The 19,662-nt window shown below is 40.6% G+C and carries 17 protein-coding genes; 14 read left to right on the top strand and 3 right to left on the bottom strand.

The features are described 5' to 3' along the window. Positions 1 to 184: 184 nt before the first annotated feature. From hemE to FQ085_RS12295, 4 genes are read left to right on the top strand one after another with little or no spacing between them, the layout of a single operon-like run. Positions 185 to 1,231, top strand: a complete 1,047-nt coding sequence (gene hemE / locus FQ085_RS12310; RefSeq protein WP_058385940.1) for a uroporphyrinogen decarboxylase — start codon at positions 185 to 187, stop codon at positions 1,229 to 1,231. A gap of 39 nt (positions 1,232 to 1,270) precedes the next feature. Next, positions 1,271 to 2,188, top strand: a complete 918-nt coding sequence (hemH, locus tag FQ085_RS12305; RefSeq protein ID WP_071153692.1) for a ferrochelatase — start codon at positions 1,271 to 1,273, stop codon at positions 2,186 to 2,188. 24 nt (positions 2,189 to 2,212) lie between these two features. Next, complete coding sequence (gene hemY, locus FQ085_RS12300) at positions 2,213 to 3,652, top strand: protoporphyrinogen oxidase (RefSeq protein ID WP_149456721.1); 1,440 nt, start codon at positions 2,213 to 2,215, stop codon at positions 3,650 to 3,652. Beyond that, complete coding sequence (locus FQ085_RS12295) at positions 3,649 to 4,119, top strand: FixH family protein (RefSeq protein WP_149456720.1); 471 nt, start codon at positions 3,649 to 3,651, stop codon at positions 4,117 to 4,119. Before hemY ends, FQ085_RS12295 begins: the two co-directional genes overlap by 4 nt. 381 nt (positions 4,120 to 4,500) lie before the next feature. On the opposite strand, the gene yhfH is transcribed toward FQ085_RS12295, so the two are convergent. Continuing rightward, positions 4,501 to 4,626 carry a protein YhfH gene (yhfH, locus tag FQ085_RS12290; protein ID WP_071153669.1) on the bottom strand — a complete coding sequence of 42 codons (126 nt, stop codon included), beginning with the start codon at positions 4,624 to 4,626 and terminating at the stop codon, positions 4,501 to 4,503. Between the two features lie 144 nt (positions 4,627 to 4,770). Here yhfH and lplA point away from each other — a divergent pair, with 144 nt between their 5' ends. The 7 genes from lplA (at position 4,771) to FQ085_RS12255 (ending at position 13,640) form a co-directional block, all read left to right on the top strand. Beyond that, a complete protein-coding gene (gene lplA, locus FQ085_RS12285; RefSeq protein WP_149456719.1) occupies positions 4,771 to 5,763 on the top strand; it encodes a lipoate--protein ligase in 993 nt (330 codons plus the stop codon). A 42-nt stretch (positions 5,764 to 5,805) separates the two neighbouring features. Then, positions 5,806 to 6,540 carry a response regulator transcription factor gene (locus tag FQ085_RS12280; RefSeq protein ID WP_410477406.1) on the top strand — a complete coding sequence of 245 codons (735 nt, stop codon included), beginning with the start codon at positions 5,806 to 5,808 and terminating at the stop codon, positions 6,538 to 6,540. Next, the gene (locus FQ085_RS12275; protein WP_149456718.1) at positions 6,540 to 7,643 is read left to right on the top strand and encodes a sensor histidine kinase; all 1,104 of its coding nucleotides are present in this window, start codon (positions 6,540 to 6,542) and stop codon (positions 7,641 to 7,643) included. The genes FQ085_RS12280 and FQ085_RS12275 overlap by 1 nt, the downstream gene beginning before the upstream one ends. Continuing rightward, on the top strand, positions 7,546 to 8,319 hold the full coding sequence (locus tag FQ085_RS12270; protein ID WP_071153673.1) for an ABC transporter ATP-binding protein: 774 nt from the start codon (positions 7,546 to 7,548) through the stop codon (positions 8,317 to 8,319). The genes FQ085_RS12275 and FQ085_RS12270 overlap by 98 nt, the downstream gene beginning before the upstream one ends. Further along, positions 8,291 to 10,228, top strand: a complete 1,938-nt coding sequence (locus FQ085_RS12265) for an ABC transporter permease (RefSeq protein ID WP_149456717.1) — start codon at positions 8,291 to 8,293, stop codon at positions 10,226 to 10,228. Before FQ085_RS12270 ends, FQ085_RS12265 begins: the two co-directional genes overlap by 29 nt. Before the next feature lie 97 nt (positions 10,229 to 10,325). Further along, the gene (locus FQ085_RS12260) at positions 10,326 to 11,879 is read left to right on the top strand and encodes a fatty acid--CoA ligase family protein (RefSeq protein ID WP_149456716.1); all 1,554 of its coding nucleotides are present in this window, start codon (positions 10,326 to 10,328) and stop codon (positions 11,877 to 11,879) included. Positions 11,880 to 12,050: 171 nt separating this feature from the next. Then, positions 12,051 to 13,640 (top strand): S9 family peptidase, encoded by a 1,590-nt coding sequence (locus FQ085_RS12255; protein ID WP_149456715.1) that lies wholly within the window; start codon positions 12,051 to 12,053, stop codon positions 13,638 to 13,640. A gap of 42 nt (positions 13,641 to 13,682) precedes the next feature. On the opposite strand, the gene FQ085_RS12250 is transcribed toward FQ085_RS12255, so the two are convergent. Then, entirely contained in the window at positions 13,683 to 14,459 is a 777-nt protein-coding gene (locus tag FQ085_RS12250; protein ID WP_149456714.1) for an enoyl-CoA hydratase-related protein, read from the bottom strand. Positions 14,460 to 14,560: 101 nt separating this feature from the next. Between FQ085_RS12250 and FQ085_RS12245 the strand changes: the two genes are divergently transcribed. Then, a complete protein-coding gene (locus tag FQ085_RS12245) occupies positions 14,561 to 16,177 on the top strand; it encodes an ABC1 kinase family protein (protein WP_058385929.1) in 1,617 nt (538 codons plus the stop codon). 329 nt (positions 16,178 to 16,506) lie between these two features. On the opposite strand, the gene FQ085_RS12240 is transcribed toward FQ085_RS12245, so the two are convergent. Then, positions 16,507 to 17,061 (bottom strand): competence protein ComK, encoded by a 555-nt coding sequence (locus FQ085_RS12240; protein WP_058385928.1) that lies wholly within the window; start codon positions 17,059 to 17,061, stop codon positions 16,507 to 16,509. Between the two features lie 177 nt (positions 17,062 to 17,238). Between FQ085_RS12240 and FQ085_RS12235 the strand changes: the two genes are divergently transcribed. Then, positions 17,239 to 17,481, top strand: coding sequence for an IDEAL domain-containing protein (locus FQ085_RS12235; RefSeq protein WP_058385927.1), 243 nt, complete (start codon positions 17,239 to 17,241; stop codon positions 17,479 to 17,481). Between the two features lie 195 nt (positions 17,482 to 17,676). Continuing rightward, complete coding sequence (gene uvrB, locus FQ085_RS12230; RefSeq protein WP_071153693.1) at positions 17,677 to 19,659, top strand: excinuclease ABC subunit UvrB; 1,983 nt, start codon at positions 17,677 to 17,679, stop codon at positions 19,657 to 19,659. The last annotated feature ends 3 nt before the right edge of the window (positions 19,660 to 19,662 follow it).

Here is a 19,662-nt window from a genome sequence, read left to right as displayed (position 1 = left end):
TACTACTATATCTACTTCCCTTTAGGAAACTTCCTGAAACAGGAATGGCAATCAAGTGAAAAGAGAAGCGTCGAATTTATGACAAATGCGTTTGGAATCTATACAATATAGTACGGAACGTCTATAGTATAGACGGATATAGGTAGACAAAAGTAGAGTAGCACATCGAAGGGATGAAACATTCATGACATTTAATGATACTTATCTTCGCGCAGCACGTGGAGAAAAAACAGATCACGTACCCGTTTGGTATATGAGACAAGCTGGACGTTCACAGCCAGAGTACCGCAAAATCAAAGAAAAATACTCATTAGAGGAAATTACGCATCAACCAGAATTGTGTGCATATGTTACCAAGCTTCCAGTGGATCAGTATAATAACGATGCGGCCATTCTGTATAAAGACATTGTGACACCACTGCCGGCAATTGGAGTGGACGTAAAAATCAAGTCAGGAATCGGTCCGGTTATCGATAACCCAATCCGTACGATGGCAGATATCGAACGCTTAGGAGACATTAATCCTGAACAAGATGTCGATTATGTACTTGAAACAATTCGTATCCTAACACAAGAACAATTAAACGTGCCGTTGATTGGGTTTTCAGGCGCACCTTTTACATTGGCGAGTTATATGATTGAAGGCGGTCCTTCGAAGAGCTACAACAAAACAAAAGCAATGATGGTTTCTGAACCCGCTATGTGGTTTGCCTTGATGGACAAACTAGCCGACACAATCATTCCTTATGTAAAAGCACAAGTAAAAGCAGGAGCTAAAGCGATCCAAATTTTCGACTCGTGGGTTGGTGCCTTGAACGTTGAAGATTACCGTATTTTCATCAAACCGGTAATGGATCGTATTTTCGCAGAATTGCGTACAGAAAATGTACCATTAACCATCTTTGGAGTAGGCGCAAGTCATTTAGCTAAAGAATGGCACGAACTTCCTGTCGACGTCGTTGGACTGGATTGGCGTTTGCCGATTTCAGAAGCGCGTTCAATGGGCTTAACAAAAGCGTTGCAAGGCAACTTTGACCCAGCTTATTTATTGGCAGATTGGTCAGTAATCGAAGAGCGGGCGAAAAAGATTTTAGATATGGGTATGCAAAATGATGGGTATATCTTTAACTTAGGTCACGGAGTATTCCCAGAGGTTAATCCAGATACTTTGAAACGCTTAACATCATTTGTTCACGAATACAGTGCTGCACATAAAAATAACTGGAAGTAAAACAAAATTCATAATGAGGTGACTAGGTTGAAAAAGAAAATGGGATTATTAGTAATGGCATATGGAACACCTTACTCAGAAGATGATATTGAACGCTACTACACACATATCCGCCGTGGCCGTAAGCCGAGCGAAGAAAGTTTAGAAGACTTGAAAAGTCGTTACAAAGCAATTGGTGGTATTTCGCCACTTGCTAAAATTACATTAGAACAAGCGAATGGCCTATGCGATCGTTTAAATGACGTTCAAGATGACATTGAATTCAAAATGTATCTAGGTCTTAAGCACATTGAGCCATTTGTAGAAGATGGTGTTGAAGAAATGAAAAAAGACGGCATTACAGAAGCAATCTCAATCGTCTTGGCACCCCATTTTTCAACGTTCTCAGTAAAATCATATAATGGCCGTGCAGCAGAAGCAGCTGAAAAAGCAGGCATCTCTTTGACTTCTGTTGAAAGTTGGTACAAAGAACCAAAATTCATCCAATATTGGACGGAAAAAGTAAGTGAAACGTTTGATGGAATGTCAGAAGAAGAACGAGCAAATGCTTGTTTAATCGTTTCTGCACACTCATTGCCAGAAAAAATTATTGCAAACGGTGATCCATACCCAGACCAATTAAAAGAAACAGCCCAAATGATTCAGCAAGCAACGGGCGTTAAAAATGTAGAAATTGGCTGGCAAAGTGCCGGACAAACGGGCGAACCTTGGATTGGACCAGATGTTCAAGACTTAACTCGTGATCTTTTCGAAGAAAAAGGGTATACATCATTTGTTTATACACCAGTTGGCTTTGTAACAGATCATTTAGAAGTTCTTTTCGATAACGATTATGAATGTAAAGTAGTATGCGATGACATTGGTGCAAATTATTATCGTCCAGAAATGCCGAACGTTCAGCCTTTATTTATTGATGGGTTAACAGATGTCGTATTGCGCAAACTAGCAGAAAAATAAATTAGATAAAAGTGAGGATTAAACGTGACTGTACAAACGCATAAAGTAGTCGTTGTAGGCGGTGGCATAACTGGACTGTCAGCGGCATACTATTTACAAAAGCAAGCAATTGAGCAAGGTTTGGAAATCGAAATCACTTTGATTGAAGCAGCCCACCGTCTTGGCGGGAAAATCCAGACTTTGCAAAAAGATGGTTTTGTAATTGAGCGTGGTCCGGATTCGTTTGTCTCACGAAAAAATAGTATTCAACAGCTGGCTCGAGAATTAGGGATAGAAAATCAATTGGTCCAAAGTGCTCCTGGTAAACCCCATGTAGTGGTTGAGAATCGACTTTATCCGATTCCAACAGAATCGGTTATGGGCATACCTACCAATTTCGCTTCGTTTTTCACTTCAGGTACTAGCTCTTGGTTTGGCAAGATCCGTACTTTGGGAGATTTTGTCTTGCCTGCATCGACTATACTTGACGATCAGCCGCTGGGGAGATTTTTAAGACGTAGATTTGGTAACGAATTGGTTGAAAATTTAATTGAACCCTTATTTTCAGGTGTTTTTGCTGGGGACATTGACCGATTGAGTTTAAAAGCAACATTTCCTGAATTACTGGCAATTGAGCAACAACATCGTAGCTTAATTCATGGCTTAAAGAAAAAGAAAGTATCAGATTATCGTGCTTTTGATACCGAAAAAGAAGGTTTGTTCCAAACGTTCGAAGGCGGTCTTGAAACACTTGTACAGACGCTGGAAAAAGAATTGGAGAAGTGCACGATTTTAAAAGGCATCAAAGTTGAAAAAATAGAGCAGCAACAGCGTGAAATAGAGCTTACGTTAAACAATGAGACATCGATAACCGTGGATGGCGTAATATTCGCGTTGCCACATGCGAAATTAATGCCAATCTTTGAGCCTTTAGGATTGTTACAAGGATTAAAAGATATGCCTTCTACGTCTATCGCGACAGTGTCTATTGTTTTACCAGAAAGTGTCCGAGCGAGCAAAAGTGATTGTACCGGTTTTGTTGTAGCGCGAAATAGTGATTTTACGATCACTGCTTGTTCAGCAGCCCATTTGAAATGGCCGAGCCTAACACCGTCTGGAAAAGCTGTTTATCGGTCATTTATTGGCCGTGTCGGGGATGAGGCTGTTGTAGAACTATCAGATGGTGAAATTGTTAAAGCTGTTTTAGAAGATCTGCAAAAATTATTGGATATTCAACTAATCCCTGAATTCACAGTGGTTTCCCGTTGGAAAGAAGCGATGCCACAATATTTGGTTGGTCATGATGAACGCGTAGCTTTAGCAAAGAAAGAGTTGCAATATGCTTTTCCACAAGTGCAGGTTGCGGGGGGATCTTTTGAAGGGTTCGGCTTGCCAGCTTGCGTTGACCAAGGAAAAGCAGCTGCCACTCAACTACTAAAACTGTTTTCTGCTGAAACACCTACTACGGAGGGAAATACGAAATGAAAAAATTATTTTGGCTAGGTATCCCTTTTCTTTTACTTGCTGCATGCGGAACAGGAGAAGCTGATTCTCCTGGTGCCGGACCTCAAATTGAAGAAGTGAAAGTTGCATTTAATACCGATACACAAGCTGACCCGGCTAAAGAAGTTCTTTTGTCTGTTACTGTGACACAGGGCGATAAAGCTGTGGAAGATGCTGATGAAGTTGTCTATGAAGTATGGCAGTCTGGAGATCGCAGCAATAGCGAAATGATTCCAGCTGAACATACGGAAGAGGGCATTTACGAAGCACAAACAAGCTTTGAAGAAGAGGGACTGTATTTTATGCAGGCACATACGACTGCGCGTTCGCTGCATGTCATGCCAAAACAAGAAATTACGGTGGGTAATCCAGATCCAGCATCTATTGTTTCGGATGATAGTGATGATACACAAGGCATGGATAAGATGGAAGATCATTCAGGCCATTGATATAAAATGACGAAGATACTGCTCAGGCAGTGTCTTTTTTGTTGTGTATGGTCAATAAGAGAGAGCTAAAGAAATCGATTTTAACGTTTTGGAAATTGCTTCGGAGTAGGGTCTCGCGATATGTTGAGAAAATGCCAGTCTTATCACTCGAACGACTCCTTTGACGCGCTTTCGCTGCATAGTGATAGGAAGAGGGGGAATTTGTGTTGTGATAGATAAGGTAGCTTAGGTTTTAGAATTGCTCGGCAGCGATTGCGCCCGTAAAACTACCGCGTGTTGTAGTACAGCATTGAATTATCGGATCCGTTATATTGATTAATACAAAAAACGAAGCACCGCTAAAGAGCGTTGCTTCGTTTCTTCTAAGTATGCTTGTTGATCTTATAAATCGTTGCACGAGTCACATTTAGTACCATAACATTCATGCTGCTCTTCCATTTTTTCTCCACAAGACGCGCACTGTTTCGGGGGCAAGTTCTTGAAAAATTCGACTACGTTTTCAATCATAACTTCCAGCTCCTTTTTGTTATAGTACTGTTGGTGTTTAAGTTAGTGTATTATAACAGTTTGGATTCGTCAACCCAAAATAGTGAATTTATTTAAATAATCCGTTAAACTAGAAAGAGCAACGTAGCCAAAAGGAGAGAGAATATGTATTTTGTAGATAATAAAGGCATTACAGACCCGCGAATTAACTTGGCAATCGAAGAATATCTATTGAAAACAATGGATGTTGAGAAAGATCCATTTCTTCTATTTTATATTAATGAACCATCTATCATTATTGGCAAGAATCAAAACACAGCTGAAGAGATTAATACGGATTACGTAGATTCTAATGGCATTCATGTCGTTCGCCGCTTATCAGGTGGTGGCGCAGTTTATCACGACTTAGGAAATTTGAATTACAGCTTTATTACAGTTGATGACGGCAACAGCTTCCGTAATTTTCGTAAATTTACTGAACCTGTTGTAAAAGCATTGCAAAGTCTTGGCGTTAACGCAGAGCTTTCTGGACGCAATGATTTAATGGCAGAAGGTCGGAAAGTATCTGGTAATGCACAATTTTCAACTAGAGGACGTATGTTCAGCCATGGTACATTGATGTTTGATACACAGATTGATGAAGTCGTATCTGCGCTGAAAGTTAGCAAAGAAAAAATCGAGTCAAAAGGCATCAAGTCGATTCGGAGTCGCGTCGCGAACATTTCTGAGTTTTTGAAAGAGCCGATGACAGTGACAGAATTCCGTCATGCGATTTTACATTCAATTTTTGAAGGTGAAGAAAATGTACGTTATTATGAATTAACGGACGAAGATTGGAAGAATATTCATGAATTGTCGAAAGAGCGCTACGGCAATTGGGATTGGAATTACGGCAAGTCACCTAAGTTCAACATTAAGCACTCTCATCGTTTTCCAGTTGGCGGTATTGATGTCCGATTGCAAGTAGACAAGGGCATAGTTCAAGATGTCAATATTTACGGAGACTTTTTCGGTGTTGGTGATGTGTCGGAAATCGAACAGGCGATTGCTGGATCTAAATACGAGCGTGCCTCATTAGATGAAGCGATTTCAGGGATCGACATCCCCAAACTTCTGGGCGGCATCACGACAGATGAATTTTTAAAATTAATTTATTAAGAATTGCTGAGAGCCTGCTTTTATGCAGGCTCTTTTGTTAAAATGGAAAGAAAAAGGAAAGGGGGAATCAATGTGGCTGTTCAACGGGTTTTCATAGTAGAAGATGATTTGAAAATTGCGGAGTTATTGGCAGAGACTTTAAGGAAGTACCATTACCAAGTAGAGACCGCAAAAGATTTTGATCAAATCATCGAAGAATTCGAAGCTTTTGATCCCCATTTGATTTTACTGGATATTAACCTGCCTTCTTACGATGGCTATTATTGGTGCCGTCAGCTCAGGCAGCAAAGCACGTGTCCAATCCTCTTCATTTCAGCTCGCTCAGGTGAAATGGATCAAGTTTTCGCTTTGGAAAATGGTGGAGATGATTTCATTACGAAACCTTTCCATTATGAAATCGTCCTTGCAAAAATAAGGAGCCATTTGCGTAGAGCTTATGGGGAATACGCACCAAAACAAGAAGAACGCTCTGTCAAAGTGGGGCGCATCATACTGTATATGGAACGAATGGAGCTGCATGTAAAGGCTGAAGTTATTCCGCTGCAAAAAAAAGAGTGCACAATTATGGAACTCTTGTTATCTAATTATCCGAAAGTAGTATCACGTGAGCAATTGCTTGAGGAATTATGGGACGATCAGGCATTTGTGGATGAGAACACGCTAAATGTGAATATGACGAGAGTTCGTAAAAAACTAGCTGATTACACTGTGAAGTCTACGATTGAAACGGTTAGAGGGGCGGGATACCGTCTATTGCTTCACGAGGAGGAAGCATGATGTGGCGATTATTTTTGAAAGAACACGCAGCATTCATCGTCTTTCAAATGGTGCTGGTAGCTTTTATTATGCTGCTGTACTGGCTAGATGGTTTTCGTAATGTGGATACAGCTATTTATTCATTCGTCATTAGCACAGTTTTGGTCATTTCGTTTCTTTTGACACGCTTTGTTAAACGTTACCAATATTATCAACGTATTTTGGCCACTCCACAGAATATGGAACATATGCTTCAACGTGAAGGGAAGTCACCTGAGCAAGTACAAAATGAAATCTACCTGCAAAAATTATATCGACTGTACCAGCATGAAGTGCAATCTTTATATGCTTCTCAAAACCGCCATTTGCAGTTTATGAACCAGTGGGTACATCAAATGAAAACTCCTTTATCGGTTATGCACCTCTTACTTCAAGAAGAGCAGGAGCTTGATAAGAAAAGTGTTCATGAAGAAATGGACCGTTTAAAAGCAGGGCTGGACACAGTTTTGATGAATGCACGTTTAGATACATTTGAGCAAGATATGCAAATTGAAAAAATTAATTTACGGTCTTTAGTTAGTGAAGTAGTTACAGAAAATAAACGATTATTTATTTCAAAACGTGTATACCCTGAAATTTCAATAGCAGAAGAGCACGTTGTAGCAACGGATCAAAAATGGATGAAATTTATCATGGGTCAATTTTTAACAAATGCGGTTAAGTACACATTTGAACCGAATAAAAAAGTGCTGATTGCTGCCGAATGTTCGAACGGCAATACGCTCTTGACAGTTCGCGACGAAGGAATCGGTATTTCTTCTTCTGATTTACCACGTATAACTAAAGCGTTCTTCACTGGAGAAAATGGACGGAAAACTGGAGAATCCACAGGAATGGGCTTGTACTTGGCAAAAGAAATTTGCGGGAAGCTGGGTCATGAATTGTTGATTTCTTCTATTCAAGGAGAAGGGACAACTGTATCTGTACGATTCTTCAACCAAGATTTTGCAACACAGGGGGAAAATGATGACAGTAGTGAAAATCGACGAAGTGACCAAGGTCTACGAGGGGAAAGTGACGCACCGGGCAGTGAACCAGTTGAGCTTCACAGTGGAAAAAGGTGAATTTCTGGCAGTAATGGGACCTTCAGGGAGTGGTAAAACAACGCTGCTAAACTTGATTTCAACAATTGACTCGTTAACTTCTGGAGAGATTTTAATCGACGGAACCAATCCACATTTGTTGAATAAAAATGAATTGGCGTTATTTCGTAGAAGACAACTAGGTTTTGTTTTTCAAGACTTTAACCTACTGCAGATGCTGACGGTTGAAGAAAATTTAGTTTTGCCGTTAACGCTTGATTATGTGCCAATTGATGAAATGGCACGTCGCGTGTTGCGAATTGCGAAACGTCTCGGATTGACATCAATCCTTCATAAAAAACCAAACGAAATTTCAGGTGGAGAAGCGCAAAGAACAGCTATTGGACGTGCGCTTATCCATCAGCCAGCACTTATTTTGGCAGATGAACCGACAGGAAATTTAGATTCTAGATCTTCACGTGACGTACTTGAAATTTTATCGAATGTTGCTAAAGACAATAACACGACAATCATTATGGTAACGCATGATCCGATTGCAGCAAGTTATTGTGATCGCGTGCTGTTTATCAAAGATGGTGAGTTCTTCAATGAAATTTATGGAGATGAACGACGCCAGACATTTTACCAGCGAATTTTAAATGTTTTGTCGTTGTTGGGAGGATCCGTTAATGACCTTTCGGCAACTCGCTTACCATAACGTTGTCCGTAACCGAAGAAATTACGCAGCGTTCTTTTTAGCTAGCGTCTTTTCTGTCATGGTATTTTTTGTCTGCTCGATGTTTATTTTTCATCCGATATTTGACAAGGATGGATTGCAACTGCTTGCTATACGAGGCATGATGATTGCAGAAATAGTGTTGTATATTTTTACGTTATTTTTCTTGTTTTATTCGATGAGCGCTTTTTTACAGGCACGTTCAAAGGAATTCGGCGTGTTGATGCATTTGGGAATGTCAAAAAAGCAACTGAACAAGTTAATTTTTTTCGAAATGCTCATTATTGGAACAATTTCAACTGTAACTGGAATCGTTTTCGGTTTTGCGTTTTCTAAATTCTTTTTTATGATCGGCCGAGAGATTATGGAATTAGATGCGTTGCCCCTCTATGTTTCATGGGAGCCCTTTTTGCTGACGATTGCGGCATTCGCTAGTCTGTTTGTCATTATATCCTTTGTCAGCGTCGGGTTTATTCGGACGAAGCGAATCGTCGATTTGTTGCAAGGCTTTTGGAAGATCGAGGAAGAGTCGAAATCTTCTACTGTGCTAGCGATTATGGGTATTGTCTTTTTAGCTTCTGCCTATACATTTGCGGCAAATGTATCAGATCAAACAGTGTACCAAATGGTTTTTATCGTTCCGCCACTTGCGACTTTCGGTACGTATCTCTTTTTCACGCATACACTTCATTTTTCCCTGCAACTATACAAACGAAAAAAGATTGTATATTGGAAAAAAACGCGCTTAGTGTCGTTGGCCGAGGCTTCAGTTAAATTAAAAGACAGTGCTCAAATGTTTTTTATTGTCACTATCGTTTCGACGGTAGCTTTTTTGACAGTCGGAACTTTGGCGTCTTTTATGTCTTATACAGGAGATTTCCGTGAATCAAATCCATTAGGCCTTGTTTATATTTCGTTTGACGACAATGAGTTGGAAGAAGAGCATATCGACAGACTAGCGAGCCAATTAAGAGATGAGCAATTATCCTACGATATGGTCGAATTGACGGTCAAACGTCAAACCTCAGCGGCTACTGGAAACGACGTCGATATTTTAGCGCTGTCCGAATTTAATCGCTTAGCAACAGCGCTTGATTTTGAACCAGCGCAATTGCAGCAAGGAGAAGGGCTATTTGTACCATTTTCATTAGATTCTTTAAAAGAGTTGCAAAGTGCTAGCGTCGATACCGTATTGCTCGAAAGTGATGTGCCTTTATCGCTTCGTTCAACGTATCCGCATGTTGTGTTTCCTATTCATACATTAAACATCAATACGATTGTTGTTAGTGACGCCGATTATCGAGCCATCGATCAACCGCTACTAGGCTACGAAGCTGGAAAATCAGATTTCTCTTACTATGCCTTTGATGTATTAAATTGGACAGAAACAATGAATATTGGCAATCGGTTAACGGCGACAGTTGATGAGGCAGTGGAAACTGCCAATTTTAGTGACGTTAATTTTTTCTTTGAAAATCCTGGCGCCGATTATCGGTGGTTTAAATCTTCTTTTGCCTTGTTGTTGTTTATCGGAGTTATGGTAGCAGCTGTCTTTTTGTTGGCAGCGGGGAGCTTTATCTACTTTAAATTGTATACAGGTCTTGAACGGGATCGTAAGCAATATAAATTGCTAACTCGTCTAGGGATGACTGACAAAGAGCTAGGGAAAATTGTGAACCGGCAACTTATTCCTCAATTCTTTTTGCCGTGGTTACTTGCTTTACTTCACAGTGCATTTGCGTTCATTTCGTTGCAAGTTGTATGGGATGAATTTGCTGAGTTGTCGATTCTTGGTGAAATGTCCATTGTGCTTGGCGGATTTACAGTGGCGCAAATTTTATACTTTTTCTTGATTCGTTGGCGCTATGTCGCTCACTTACAGGCACCGTAATTTTACGGTGCCTGTTGTATTGTCTGAAGATTTATTTTATAATAAAAATAGATTTAAATATGAATGAGTATTCATTCAACGCGAAAGAGGGATGAAGATGAATTTAATGACACGTGTTCATGAAATTTCACAACAGGATTCTGCAAAAGTCGCTTATAGCTTTATGGGGAAAGATACAAGCTATGGTGAATTTGATCAAACAGTTGCTGTTTTTGCTAATTCTTTACAAAGTTTAGGCGTAAAAAAAGGCGATCATGTTGCACTTCTTTTAAGCAATACGCCACATTTTTTAATTGCACTATACGCCACAATGCGCTTGGGAGCTACAAGTGTCCCCATCAATCCTATTTATAGCTCGGATGAAATCGCTTACATAGTCAATGATAGTGATGCAAAAGTAGTAGTAGCATTAGACGCCTTACTTCCGCTCATAGAAAAAGCACATCAAGCACTGCCTTTTGTAGAATCGTATATTATTTGTGAAACAGATCCATCGACACAAGAGAAAATGATGCAATTGCCTGAAGCTGTTCAAAAGAAGGTGTATTCATTTACAAATCTGTTGGCTCGTTCAACAGCAACTAATACTTTTGCAGAAGTTGCAGCAGATGATAATGCCGTCATTTTATACACATCGGGTACCACTGGAAAGCCAAAAGGCGCATTACTGACACATCAGAATTTATATTCAAACGCACGTGATGTTGGAGCGTATTTGCAAATTGGTGGAAATGATCGGGTAGTAGCAACTTTGCCAGTTTTCCATGTATTTGCATTAACAGTAGTAGTTAACGCACCATTATTACAAGGTGCGACAATTGTTTTGATTCCACGCTTTCATCCAAAAGAAGTGTTTGATGCGATTAAAACACACAAAGCAAGCGTTTTTGCTGGCGTACCAACTATGTTTAACTTTATGAACCAATTGCCAGACATTGACCCAGCGGATTTTGCGTCTGTTCGTCTTGCGGTGTCAGGAGGTTCCGCAATGCCGGTTGCTTTGTTGCATAGTTTCGAAGACAAATTCAATGTGCGTATTTCAGAAGGCTATGGCTTATCTGAAGCATCACCAGTTACGTGCTTTAACCCGATTGATCGTGAGCGTAAAGCGGGCTCAATTGGTACTTCCATTATCAATGTAGAAAACAAAGTGGTTAACGAATTAGGTGAAGAAGTAGCAACAAACGAGGTGGGTGAATTGATTGTTCGTGGACCGAACGTCATGAAAGGTTATTACAAAATGCCTGAAGAAACAGCTTCAGCAATTCGTGATGGCTGGCTTTATACGGGTGATTTAGCACGTGTTGATGAAGAAGGGTACTTCTATATTGTAGACCGCAAAAAAGATATGATTATCGTCGGCGGTTACAACGTTTATCCACGAGAAGTGGAAGAAGTGCTTTTTGCTCATCCTGCAATCTTAGAAGCCGCAGTTGTCGGTTTGCCGGATCCAGACTTCGGTGAAGAAGTTAATGCTTATGTAGTATTAAAGGATCCAGCGGTTTCTATAGAAGATCTTAAAGCTTATTGCACAGAGCATTTAGCAAAATACAAAGTACCAAGACAGTTTGAAGTTCTTAAAGAGTTGCCGAAGAATACAACTGGGAAAATTTTACGGCGATCGCTAAAAGACCAAGCGATGCAGAAATAAGGCAGTGCCAGATTAAGTATAAGAAAGAGGTTCCGAGATTGAATCGGAGCCTTTTTTATATGGCTATCACATACCTTATCTTCTTTCTGCATCGTCGTTTGTGGTAGACTTTGATTGGTAAAACTGGTGGTTTTCATTGGTGAGCAATAAACGCGTAAAGGAGTATACAAAGTGGTGAAAAAAGTAGTAGAAAGTAGCGATTTAACGAAATTGATTTCAGTGACAGATCCTCAAATTTCACCGGATGGAAAAAGAGTAGTTTTCGTCCGTACGCAAATAGACGAAAAGGAAAATACGTACACAACGCATCTGTATCATATCGACTTAAAAACGGGGCAACAAAGTCAGTGGACAAATGGCGCAGGAAGAGTCCTTTCCCCGCGGTGGTCAACTGATGGAACAGCTGTCGCTTTTTTATTCGATCGAGGAAAAGAAAAGCAATTGTTTGTATTATCAATCGCTGATGGAAAAATGAACAGGTTGACCCGTTTTGAGAATGGGGTAGATCGATTCGAATGGGCACCTTGCGGAACAAAAATTTGGATTAATGCCGCAGTGAAAAAAGAAGATACGCAGTCACAAAGCTACAGTCAAATTGGCTTAGTAGATCATGAATCGAAAAGTGTGGAATTTGTGACACAAGGAAATTTCAATCATCATTTAAAAGCCGTTTCGCATGACGGTGAAAAAATAGTCTTTGGCTTGGCCGGCAATCTACAAAAAAATCCTCATCAGCCTCTCTATTTGTACGATACTAAAACAGCGCAACAAACCATGCTGACAGAAGGGCAAGGGTATTTTAATGATGCCGCTTTTTCACATGACGATTCAAAAATCGCTTATACCGGTAGCATGCGTTATTACGGAGATGTAACCCATACTGAACTTTATATCGCAGACTTACTAACAAATACTCGCTTTTGTTTGACGGAAGGGATGGATGCACCTATTGGTGATTACGCAATTAGTGATTACAAGAAGGCAGTTGCACCTGCCGTTGTCTGGACAAAAGACGATCATTTGTATTTCCAAGTATCGACGATGGGGGATGTGCGCTTGTACTTTGCGTCGCTTGATGGAATGATTTTCCCAGCTTCACCTGACATGGAACATGTGTATGATTACGATGTTTCACGAGACGGCGTCTATGCAGTTTTAGCCAGTAGCAATCCGATTCAACCGGGAGAGCTCCATCGTTTGACGATTACGACCGGTGAATATCAGGCGTTGACCTCGTTTAACCAAAAGTTTATGGAAGATACGGAGTTGGTCCAAGCACAAACTACCTTTACAACAGGTTCGATTGATGTGGTTCATGGCTGGCTAATAAAACCTGCTAGTTTTGAGGAAGGTCAGAACTATCCCTTAATCATTAAAGTTCATGACACCCCTCATGAGATGTTTGCCAATACCTTTTCTCTGGAGTTGCAACTTTATGCAGCGAGCGGTTTCGGCATTTTCTACGTCAATCCAAGCGGCAGTCAAGGATATAGCCAGGAATTTGCGGCTGCAAGCCGGGACTTTACTTATAAAGACCTTCTGAGCGCGATCACGGATACTGTGGAATCGGCTGACTGGATTGATGTTAGTCGCATAGCTGTGCTGGGTGAAGAAGTCGCAGAGCAAGTAACTCTGAAGTTGAAAAGCATGAATATCGCAACAACATTCGTTCATTTTCCAGATTTATCACGTACTGACACTCCAAACCACCGGATTGCTCGTTTAGAACAAATTGTGAATTGGCTAGCAGATAACGTGTGAAAATTAAAAACGGAGCAGCTATTTTTAGCCGCTCCGTTTTTTTTATCTACCTTTAAATATGGGTTTTCTTTTTTCGCCAAAAGCAGTTAGCGCTTCAACTCGATCTTCTGTGGGGATAGTGATTTCATAGGCTTTGCGTTCGATGTGCAGGCCTGTTTGTAAATCCGTATTCATGCCATTCTTGATGGCGAATTTTGCCTGTTGAAGAGCAATTGGACCATTGGCAAGAATCGCATCAGCAAAAGCCGCTGTCACGTCGGCAAGCTCATCACGTGCTGCTACACGTGTTACTAATCCATATGCCAGTGCTTCAGTTGATTTTAGACGACGAGCAGTCAAAATCAGTTCTAGTGCTTTGGCTTCTCCAATTAAGCGAGGCAAACGTTGCGTCCCCCCAGCTCCTGGAATAATGCCGAGACTGGTTTCAGTCAGACCAAGCAATGTATCGTCTGCAGCAATGCGGAAATCGCAGGCAAGTGCCAATTCCATTCCGCCTCCAAAGGCAAAACCATTCATCAACGCGATGGTAGGCTGCGGCAAATTCTCAATTGTTGAGAACACTTCACCAATTTTAAAGATATTGCGTTTAACATGCTGTTCCGTTAAGTTTTTACGTTCTTTCAAATCTGCTCCCACACTAAAAGCCTTTTCTCCAGCGCCGGTAAATACCACTACACGGATATCTGGGTTGATGCGGATTGCTTCTACGACCTGTCCAAGTTCAAGAAGCATGTCATAGTTAAAGGCATTCATTGAATCGGGCCGATTTAAGGTAATAAAAGCTAAATTGTTTCGCTGTTCATAATGAATTGTGTCCATTTTCATCCCCCTTGTATCATTCCATCCATTAAAAACATATCACTTTTTGGACTATTTCGCCATCAGACTCTATAATGAAAAATATGGGAGGGACTGCATTTATGAATAAAATTACGTTTATCCGTATCTTCCGGATTGTTTGGCTAGCAGTCAAAATCTTTTTGCAAGTGACGTTTTTCCAAAAGCGAAATCGTGGAAAATGGACTCCGCTAGTTGAAAAAAGATGGAATGAAATGATCACCAAACAAGCAAAAGAATACAAAAATCTCGCCTTAAAACTAGGTGGGCTAATGATTAAGTTAGGTCAGTTCCTGTCGACACGAGCGGATATTATGCCGCCCTCATTTCTTGCGGAACTAGAAGGATTAACAGATCGTGTGCCATCTGTTTCGAGAAATAGCATCGTTTCGGTGTTAGAGCAAGAGTGGAACACCGTTCACACCGATTATTTAGATAACTTATCTGATTCGGCTGTCGCTTCAGCTTCTATTGGTGAAGTGTATAAAGCGGTATTGAAAAATGGTGTAGAGGTTGCTGTGAAAGTTCAGCGGCCGGGAACAGATCGTATTTTACGCGCAGACTTTAAGGCCATTCGCATAGTCATTTGGTTGGCTGAAAAATTTACGCCGTTCACAAAACAAATTGATTTTAACTTATTGTATATAGAAATGACTGAAACCATTGGCGCAGAATTGAACTTCTTGGGAGAGCTTCAAAATGGTCGCGCTTTTGCCGATCGCTTTGACGCAATGGAAGGCGTTCGCATTCCGTTGTATTTCGATGAATACACGACCCGTCGTGTATTAGTTATGGAATGGATTGAAGGAGCACGTATTACAGATTTAGCATTTATTGAAAAGAATGAGTTAGATCGTCATGAAATTTCAGAGCGCTTGTTTATTTTGTTTTTAGAACAAGTTTTATACGGTGGACAATTTCACGCAGATCCTCATGGAGGAAACATCTTGTTAGAACCGGATGGTGGCATTGTCTTAATTGATTTTGGGATGATTGGCAATATAACACCAAAAGATTCTCAAGCAGTGTTACGTGCAGCAGAAGGAATTATTTTTAAAAATTATGATCAAGTATTAGATGCACTAGAAGATTTGCGTTTCTTATTGCCGCAGGCGGATCGCGCCATTTTAGGAGATGCCATTTCACGGCTAGTCGCAGCTTATGAATCGAACGAACTGTCACAGATGGATAGTTTTGTTGTTGAGCGGATTCTTACTGATATGCAAGAAATCGTTCGAACTCAACCGGTTCAATTGCCGGCAGAATTTGCTTTTTTTGGTCGTGCTGTTTCTATTTTTGTTGGCGTCTTGCACGTATTAGATCCAAAAGTAGATTTATTAGCACTTGCCCGTCCTCGAATATTGGAGTGGGCAGCTTCGCAGAAGGAAGGCAAAGGAATCTTCGGAAAAGAAGATATTCTACGCTGGGTATTGAATGCAACGGGGCCACTGCGAATCTTTCCGCAAAAAGTCATTAATTACCTGGAAGAGCCTGAACGTCTCCGCCGTTACATTGAAAATCGAGATGGCCGAGAGCGTGAATACCGTCGTGATCTGCAATCAAGAATGTTTGCTGGAATTTTCACCATCATTTCTTTCGTTGGAATTTCAGTGTCAGTCTGGTTTTGGAACGAACCGTACATGTGGGTCTCATCCGTATTTTTCGTAGGATCGCTGTGGGCTTACCGATCGATTAAATAAGAAAAGCAAAAACGCGCTCCAAGCGGCGTTCTTTGCCGCACAACAGGGTGACTTACATCCCGAAGAGCTAAGCCAGAGTCTAGATTCTACGAAAAAAGAGTTGCCGACCCAAGTCAGACATTGTGACTTGGGTCGGCAACTCTTTTTGGTATAAATAAGGACTGGTGGTAACATGAGTGTTTCTGGAGCTAGTGAGTGGAGCAATAGAGCTTGTGTAGAAAAAAGCGAGGGAAGCAGAGCTCCTTACGCAATCATACTCGATAAATCAGGAAAGTTGTACATCATTATAGAAGAGACTCTTTTCCAGTAGAATTTTCACAGCCTCAAAACTAATCGAGTGGCTGCTGTTTGCGGGACAGAAATGTTCGTTTTGTTACGTAAGCCATCGGTTGGTTATGGACACGCTGCGCCTTTTTAAAATAGCGGCGGAGAGAACCAGCAAACGAATGCTGGTTTCGCAAAGCGATAGGCGATACATCCAAACAAACGGTTTCACTATTGCTTAAATAAACAATGCTGCCTTTTCCGCTGCTGTCACTTTCTATCAAATCGATTGCATCGTAATTAAACCACACACATTCTTTGTTTTTTGGAGAGTGAGTCGGAAAGAAAATGAGCGGATTGCCATAATACTCGCCAATAATAACCGGGGGCTTATGCTTTACGCCAACTGCTTTTTGCGCGTAGAGTGTAGCACTTTCTAAAGAAGCGCGATAAAACCGACAAGAAGTTGTAACCGTTTTGTAAACAGCTTCTTCAACGACAAGCTCACTGCGATTTTCAATGACACGCGTCCACGTTCGATGACCATCTGGATAAGGTAAAAGAGCATAGGTGTTCGTACAAATAGTATATGATGACGGCCGATGATTCTTTTTACTCATGAAGAAAAACCCCCTAAATTTACTTTACATACCTTATTATAATAAAAAATGGAAATTCTGCAATATGCATTAGATTGAAAATAAAATTTTTTCTATTTAATCATAATTTTCAAATAAATATTGATTTATTCTATTCGTGTCATGTATACTAATGAAAAGCATTCGGGGTGAAGTAGAATGGAAAACTATTATTCTTATGCTGATTTCATGAAGGCAATGGCTCAAACAAAAAAAATTACGGAAGCGGAAAAGCTGCTGAATGATATTTACTTGGATTTGTTCTTAAAGCATGTTCACCGTTCCCAGCAAGAAGAACAGCTGATGACACTCATCGATGAAGCCTTGGACAATCATGATCAAAAAGCGTTCACCAGATATACTGCACAATTGCAAACTTTAAATTACGAAGAAACTGAATAAATAGCTGCCTAAGAATGGCCGTAAAAAGGGGATTTAGAGCTAATCTAATTCCTCTTTTTTCTGTGTCTAATAAAAAGTAAATTCGGTTATTTTTTGAGTATCTTCACATAAAAAACATACGTTCGCTTTTTGTTAGGGGTTTTTTAGGGCATATGTTAAAGTAGAAGTATTGAAAGAATGGGAGGACGCCTTGCTATGAAACAGGAATTTAATCTTCAAGCCCCTTACGAACCCGCTGGCGATCAGCCTCAGGCTATTGCTGAACTGACACAAGGCATCATTAGTGGCAAACGCTGCCAGACCTTATTAGGTGCCACTGGTACAGGGAAAACCTACACGATGTCAAACGTCATCCAGCAAGTTAAAAAACCAACATTAGTTATGGCCCACAATAAAACATTGGCAGGCCAGCTTTATAGCGAATTCAAGGAATTTTTCCCCGATAATGCAGTTGAGTATTTTGTTAGTTATTATGACTATTATCAGCCAGAAGCTTATGTGCCTCAATCAGATACATTTATCGAAAAGGATGCAAGTATAAATGATGAAATTGATAAATTACGCCATTCTGCCACGAGTTCGTTATTTGAACGGGATGATGTTATCGTTATTGCGTCCGTTTCATGCATCTATGGTCTTGGTTCGCCAAAAGAGTACAGAGAACTCGTGGTTTCCCTTCGAAAAGGAATGGAAATTGAACGCAATCAGCTATTGAGAAAGTTAGTTGACGTTCAATATGAGCGCAATGATATTAATTTTATTCGTGGAACATTCCGTGTTCGTGGAGACGTAGTGGAGATTTTCCCAGCATCCCGCGACGAAAGATGTTTACGCGTTGAATTTTTTGGCGATGAAATTGATCGAATTCGCGAAGTCGATGCGTTAACAGGTGAAATTATCGGTGAACGTGACCATGTAGCAATTTTTCCAGCATCTCACTTTGTTACACGCGAAGATAAGATGGTTAAAGCAATTGAAAATATTGAAATAGAATTAGAGGAACGTTTAAAAGAAATGCGTGCAGAAGACAAATTACTAGAAGCGCAAAGACTTGAGCAACGAACGCGCTACGATTTGGAAATGATGCGAGAGATGGGTTTTTGTTCGGGTATTGAAAACTACTCCCGTCATTTAACTCTGCGTCCTGCGGGGGCTCAACCGTATACGTTAATTGATTATTTTCCAGAAGATTTTCTACTAGTAGTGGATGAAAGTCACGTAACCTTACCGCAAGTAAGAGGCATGTTCAATGGTGACCAAGCACGTAAAAAAGTGCTAGTTGATCATGGTTTCCGCTTGCCTTCTGCTATGGATAATCGACCGTTAACTTTTGATGAATTTGAAAAGCATATTAGCCAAGCGGTCTTTGTATCCGCAACACCAGGTCCTTACGAATTGGAACATACCCCAGAAATGGTTGAACAAATCATTCGTCCGACAGGTCTATTAGATCCAACAATTGAGATTCGTCCAATTGAAGGCCAAATAGATGACTTGATGGATGAAATCCGCAAACGTGCGGAAGTCAATGAGCGTGTACTAGTAACGACGTTGACGAAGAAAATGTCGGAAGATTTAACAGCTTACCTAAAAGATGCCGGTATCAAAGTGAATTATTTGCACTCGGAGATTAAAACACTTGAACGTATTGAAATTATTCGAGAGTTGCGGATGGGCGTTTACGATGTATTGGTGGGCATTAACTTGCTACGTGAAGGATTGGATATTCCAGAAGTTTCACTAGTCACCATTTTAGATGCTGATAAAGAAGGGTTCTTGCGTTCTGAACGGGCATTGATTCAAACGATGGGCCGGGCAGCTAGAAATTCAAATGGTCGTGTCATTATGTATGCAGACAGAATAACAGATTCCATGCAAAGAGCGATGGATGAGACGACGCGACGTCGGACCATTCAAGCTGAATACAATGAAGAACACGGCGTAACACCGATTACGATACAGAAGAAAATCCGTGACGTCATTCGTGCGACCAATGCAGCAGAAGAGTCAGAGGAATACATCTCTAAAGCAGTATCAGGCAAAAAACTCAAAAAAGAAGAGCGCGTAAAGCTGATCAGTTTGCTAGAGACAGAAATGAAAGAGGCGGCAAAAGCACTCGATTTCGAACGTGCCGCAGAACTGCGTGATACAGTTCTTGAATTGAAAGCGGAAGGATGATGC

The organism is Planococcus sp. ANT_H30, assembly GCF_008369335.1.
Taxonomy (GTDB): Bacteria; Bacillota; Bacilli; order Bacillales_A; family Planococcaceae; genus Planococcus; species Planococcus kocurii.
This window is presented reverse-complemented; position numbering and strand designations above follow the sequence as displayed.

Excerpts from the sequence above, each read along its gene's own strand:
- hemE (WP_058385940.1), top strand. The coding sequence starts at position 185 with ATGACATTTAATGATACTTATCTTCGCGCAGCACGTGGAGAAAAAACA.
- hemH (WP_071153692.1), top strand. The coding sequence starts at position 1,271 with ATGGGATTATTAGTAATGGCATATGGAACACCTTACTCAGAAGATGAT.
- FQ085_RS12295 (WP_149456720.1), top strand. The coding sequence starts at position 3,649 with ATGAAAAAATTATTTTGGCTAGGTATCCCTTTTCTTTTACTTGCTGCA.
- yhfH (WP_071153669.1), bottom strand. The coding sequence starts at position 4,626 with ATGATTGAAAACGTAGTCGAATTTTTCAAGAACTTGCCCCCGAAACAG.
- lplA (WP_149456719.1), top strand. The coding sequence starts at position 4,771 with ATGTATTTTGTAGATAATAAAGGCATTACAGACCCGCGAATTAACTTG.
- FQ085_RS12280 (WP_410477406.1), top strand. The coding sequence starts at position 5,806 with ATGGAAAGAAAAAGGAAAGGGGGAATCAATGTGGCTGTTCAACGGGTT.
- FQ085_RS12275 (WP_149456718.1), top strand. The coding sequence starts at position 6,540 with ATGTGGCGATTATTTTTGAAAGAACACGCAGCATTCATCGTCTTTCAA.
- FQ085_RS12270 (WP_071153673.1), top strand. The coding sequence starts at position 7,546 with ATGACAGTAGTGAAAATCGACGAAGTGACCAAGGTCTACGAGGGGAAA.
- FQ085_RS12265 (WP_149456717.1), top strand. The coding sequence starts at position 8,291 with ATGACCTTTCGGCAACTCGCTTACCATAACGTTGTCCGTAACCGAAGA.
- FQ085_RS12260 (WP_149456716.1), top strand. The coding sequence starts at position 10,326 with ATGAATTTAATGACACGTGTTCATGAAATTTCACAACAGGATTCTGCA.
- FQ085_RS12250 (WP_149456714.1), bottom strand. The coding sequence starts at position 14,459 with ATGGACACAATTCATTATGAACAGCGAAACAATTTAGCTTTTATTACC.
- FQ085_RS12245 (WP_058385929.1), top strand. The coding sequence starts at position 14,561 with ATGAATAAAATTACGTTTATCCGTATCTTCCGGATTGTTTGGCTAGCA.
- FQ085_RS12240 (WP_058385928.1), bottom strand. The coding sequence starts at position 17,061 with ATGAGTAAAAAGAATCATCGGCCGTCATCATATACTATTTGTACGAAC.
- FQ085_RS12235 (WP_058385927.1), top strand. The coding sequence starts at position 17,239 with ATGGAAAACTATTATTCTTATGCTGATTTCATGAAGGCAATGGCTCAA.
- uvrB (WP_071153693.1), top strand. The coding sequence starts at position 17,677 with ATGAAACAGGAATTTAATCTTCAAGCCCCTTACGAACCCGCTGGCGAT.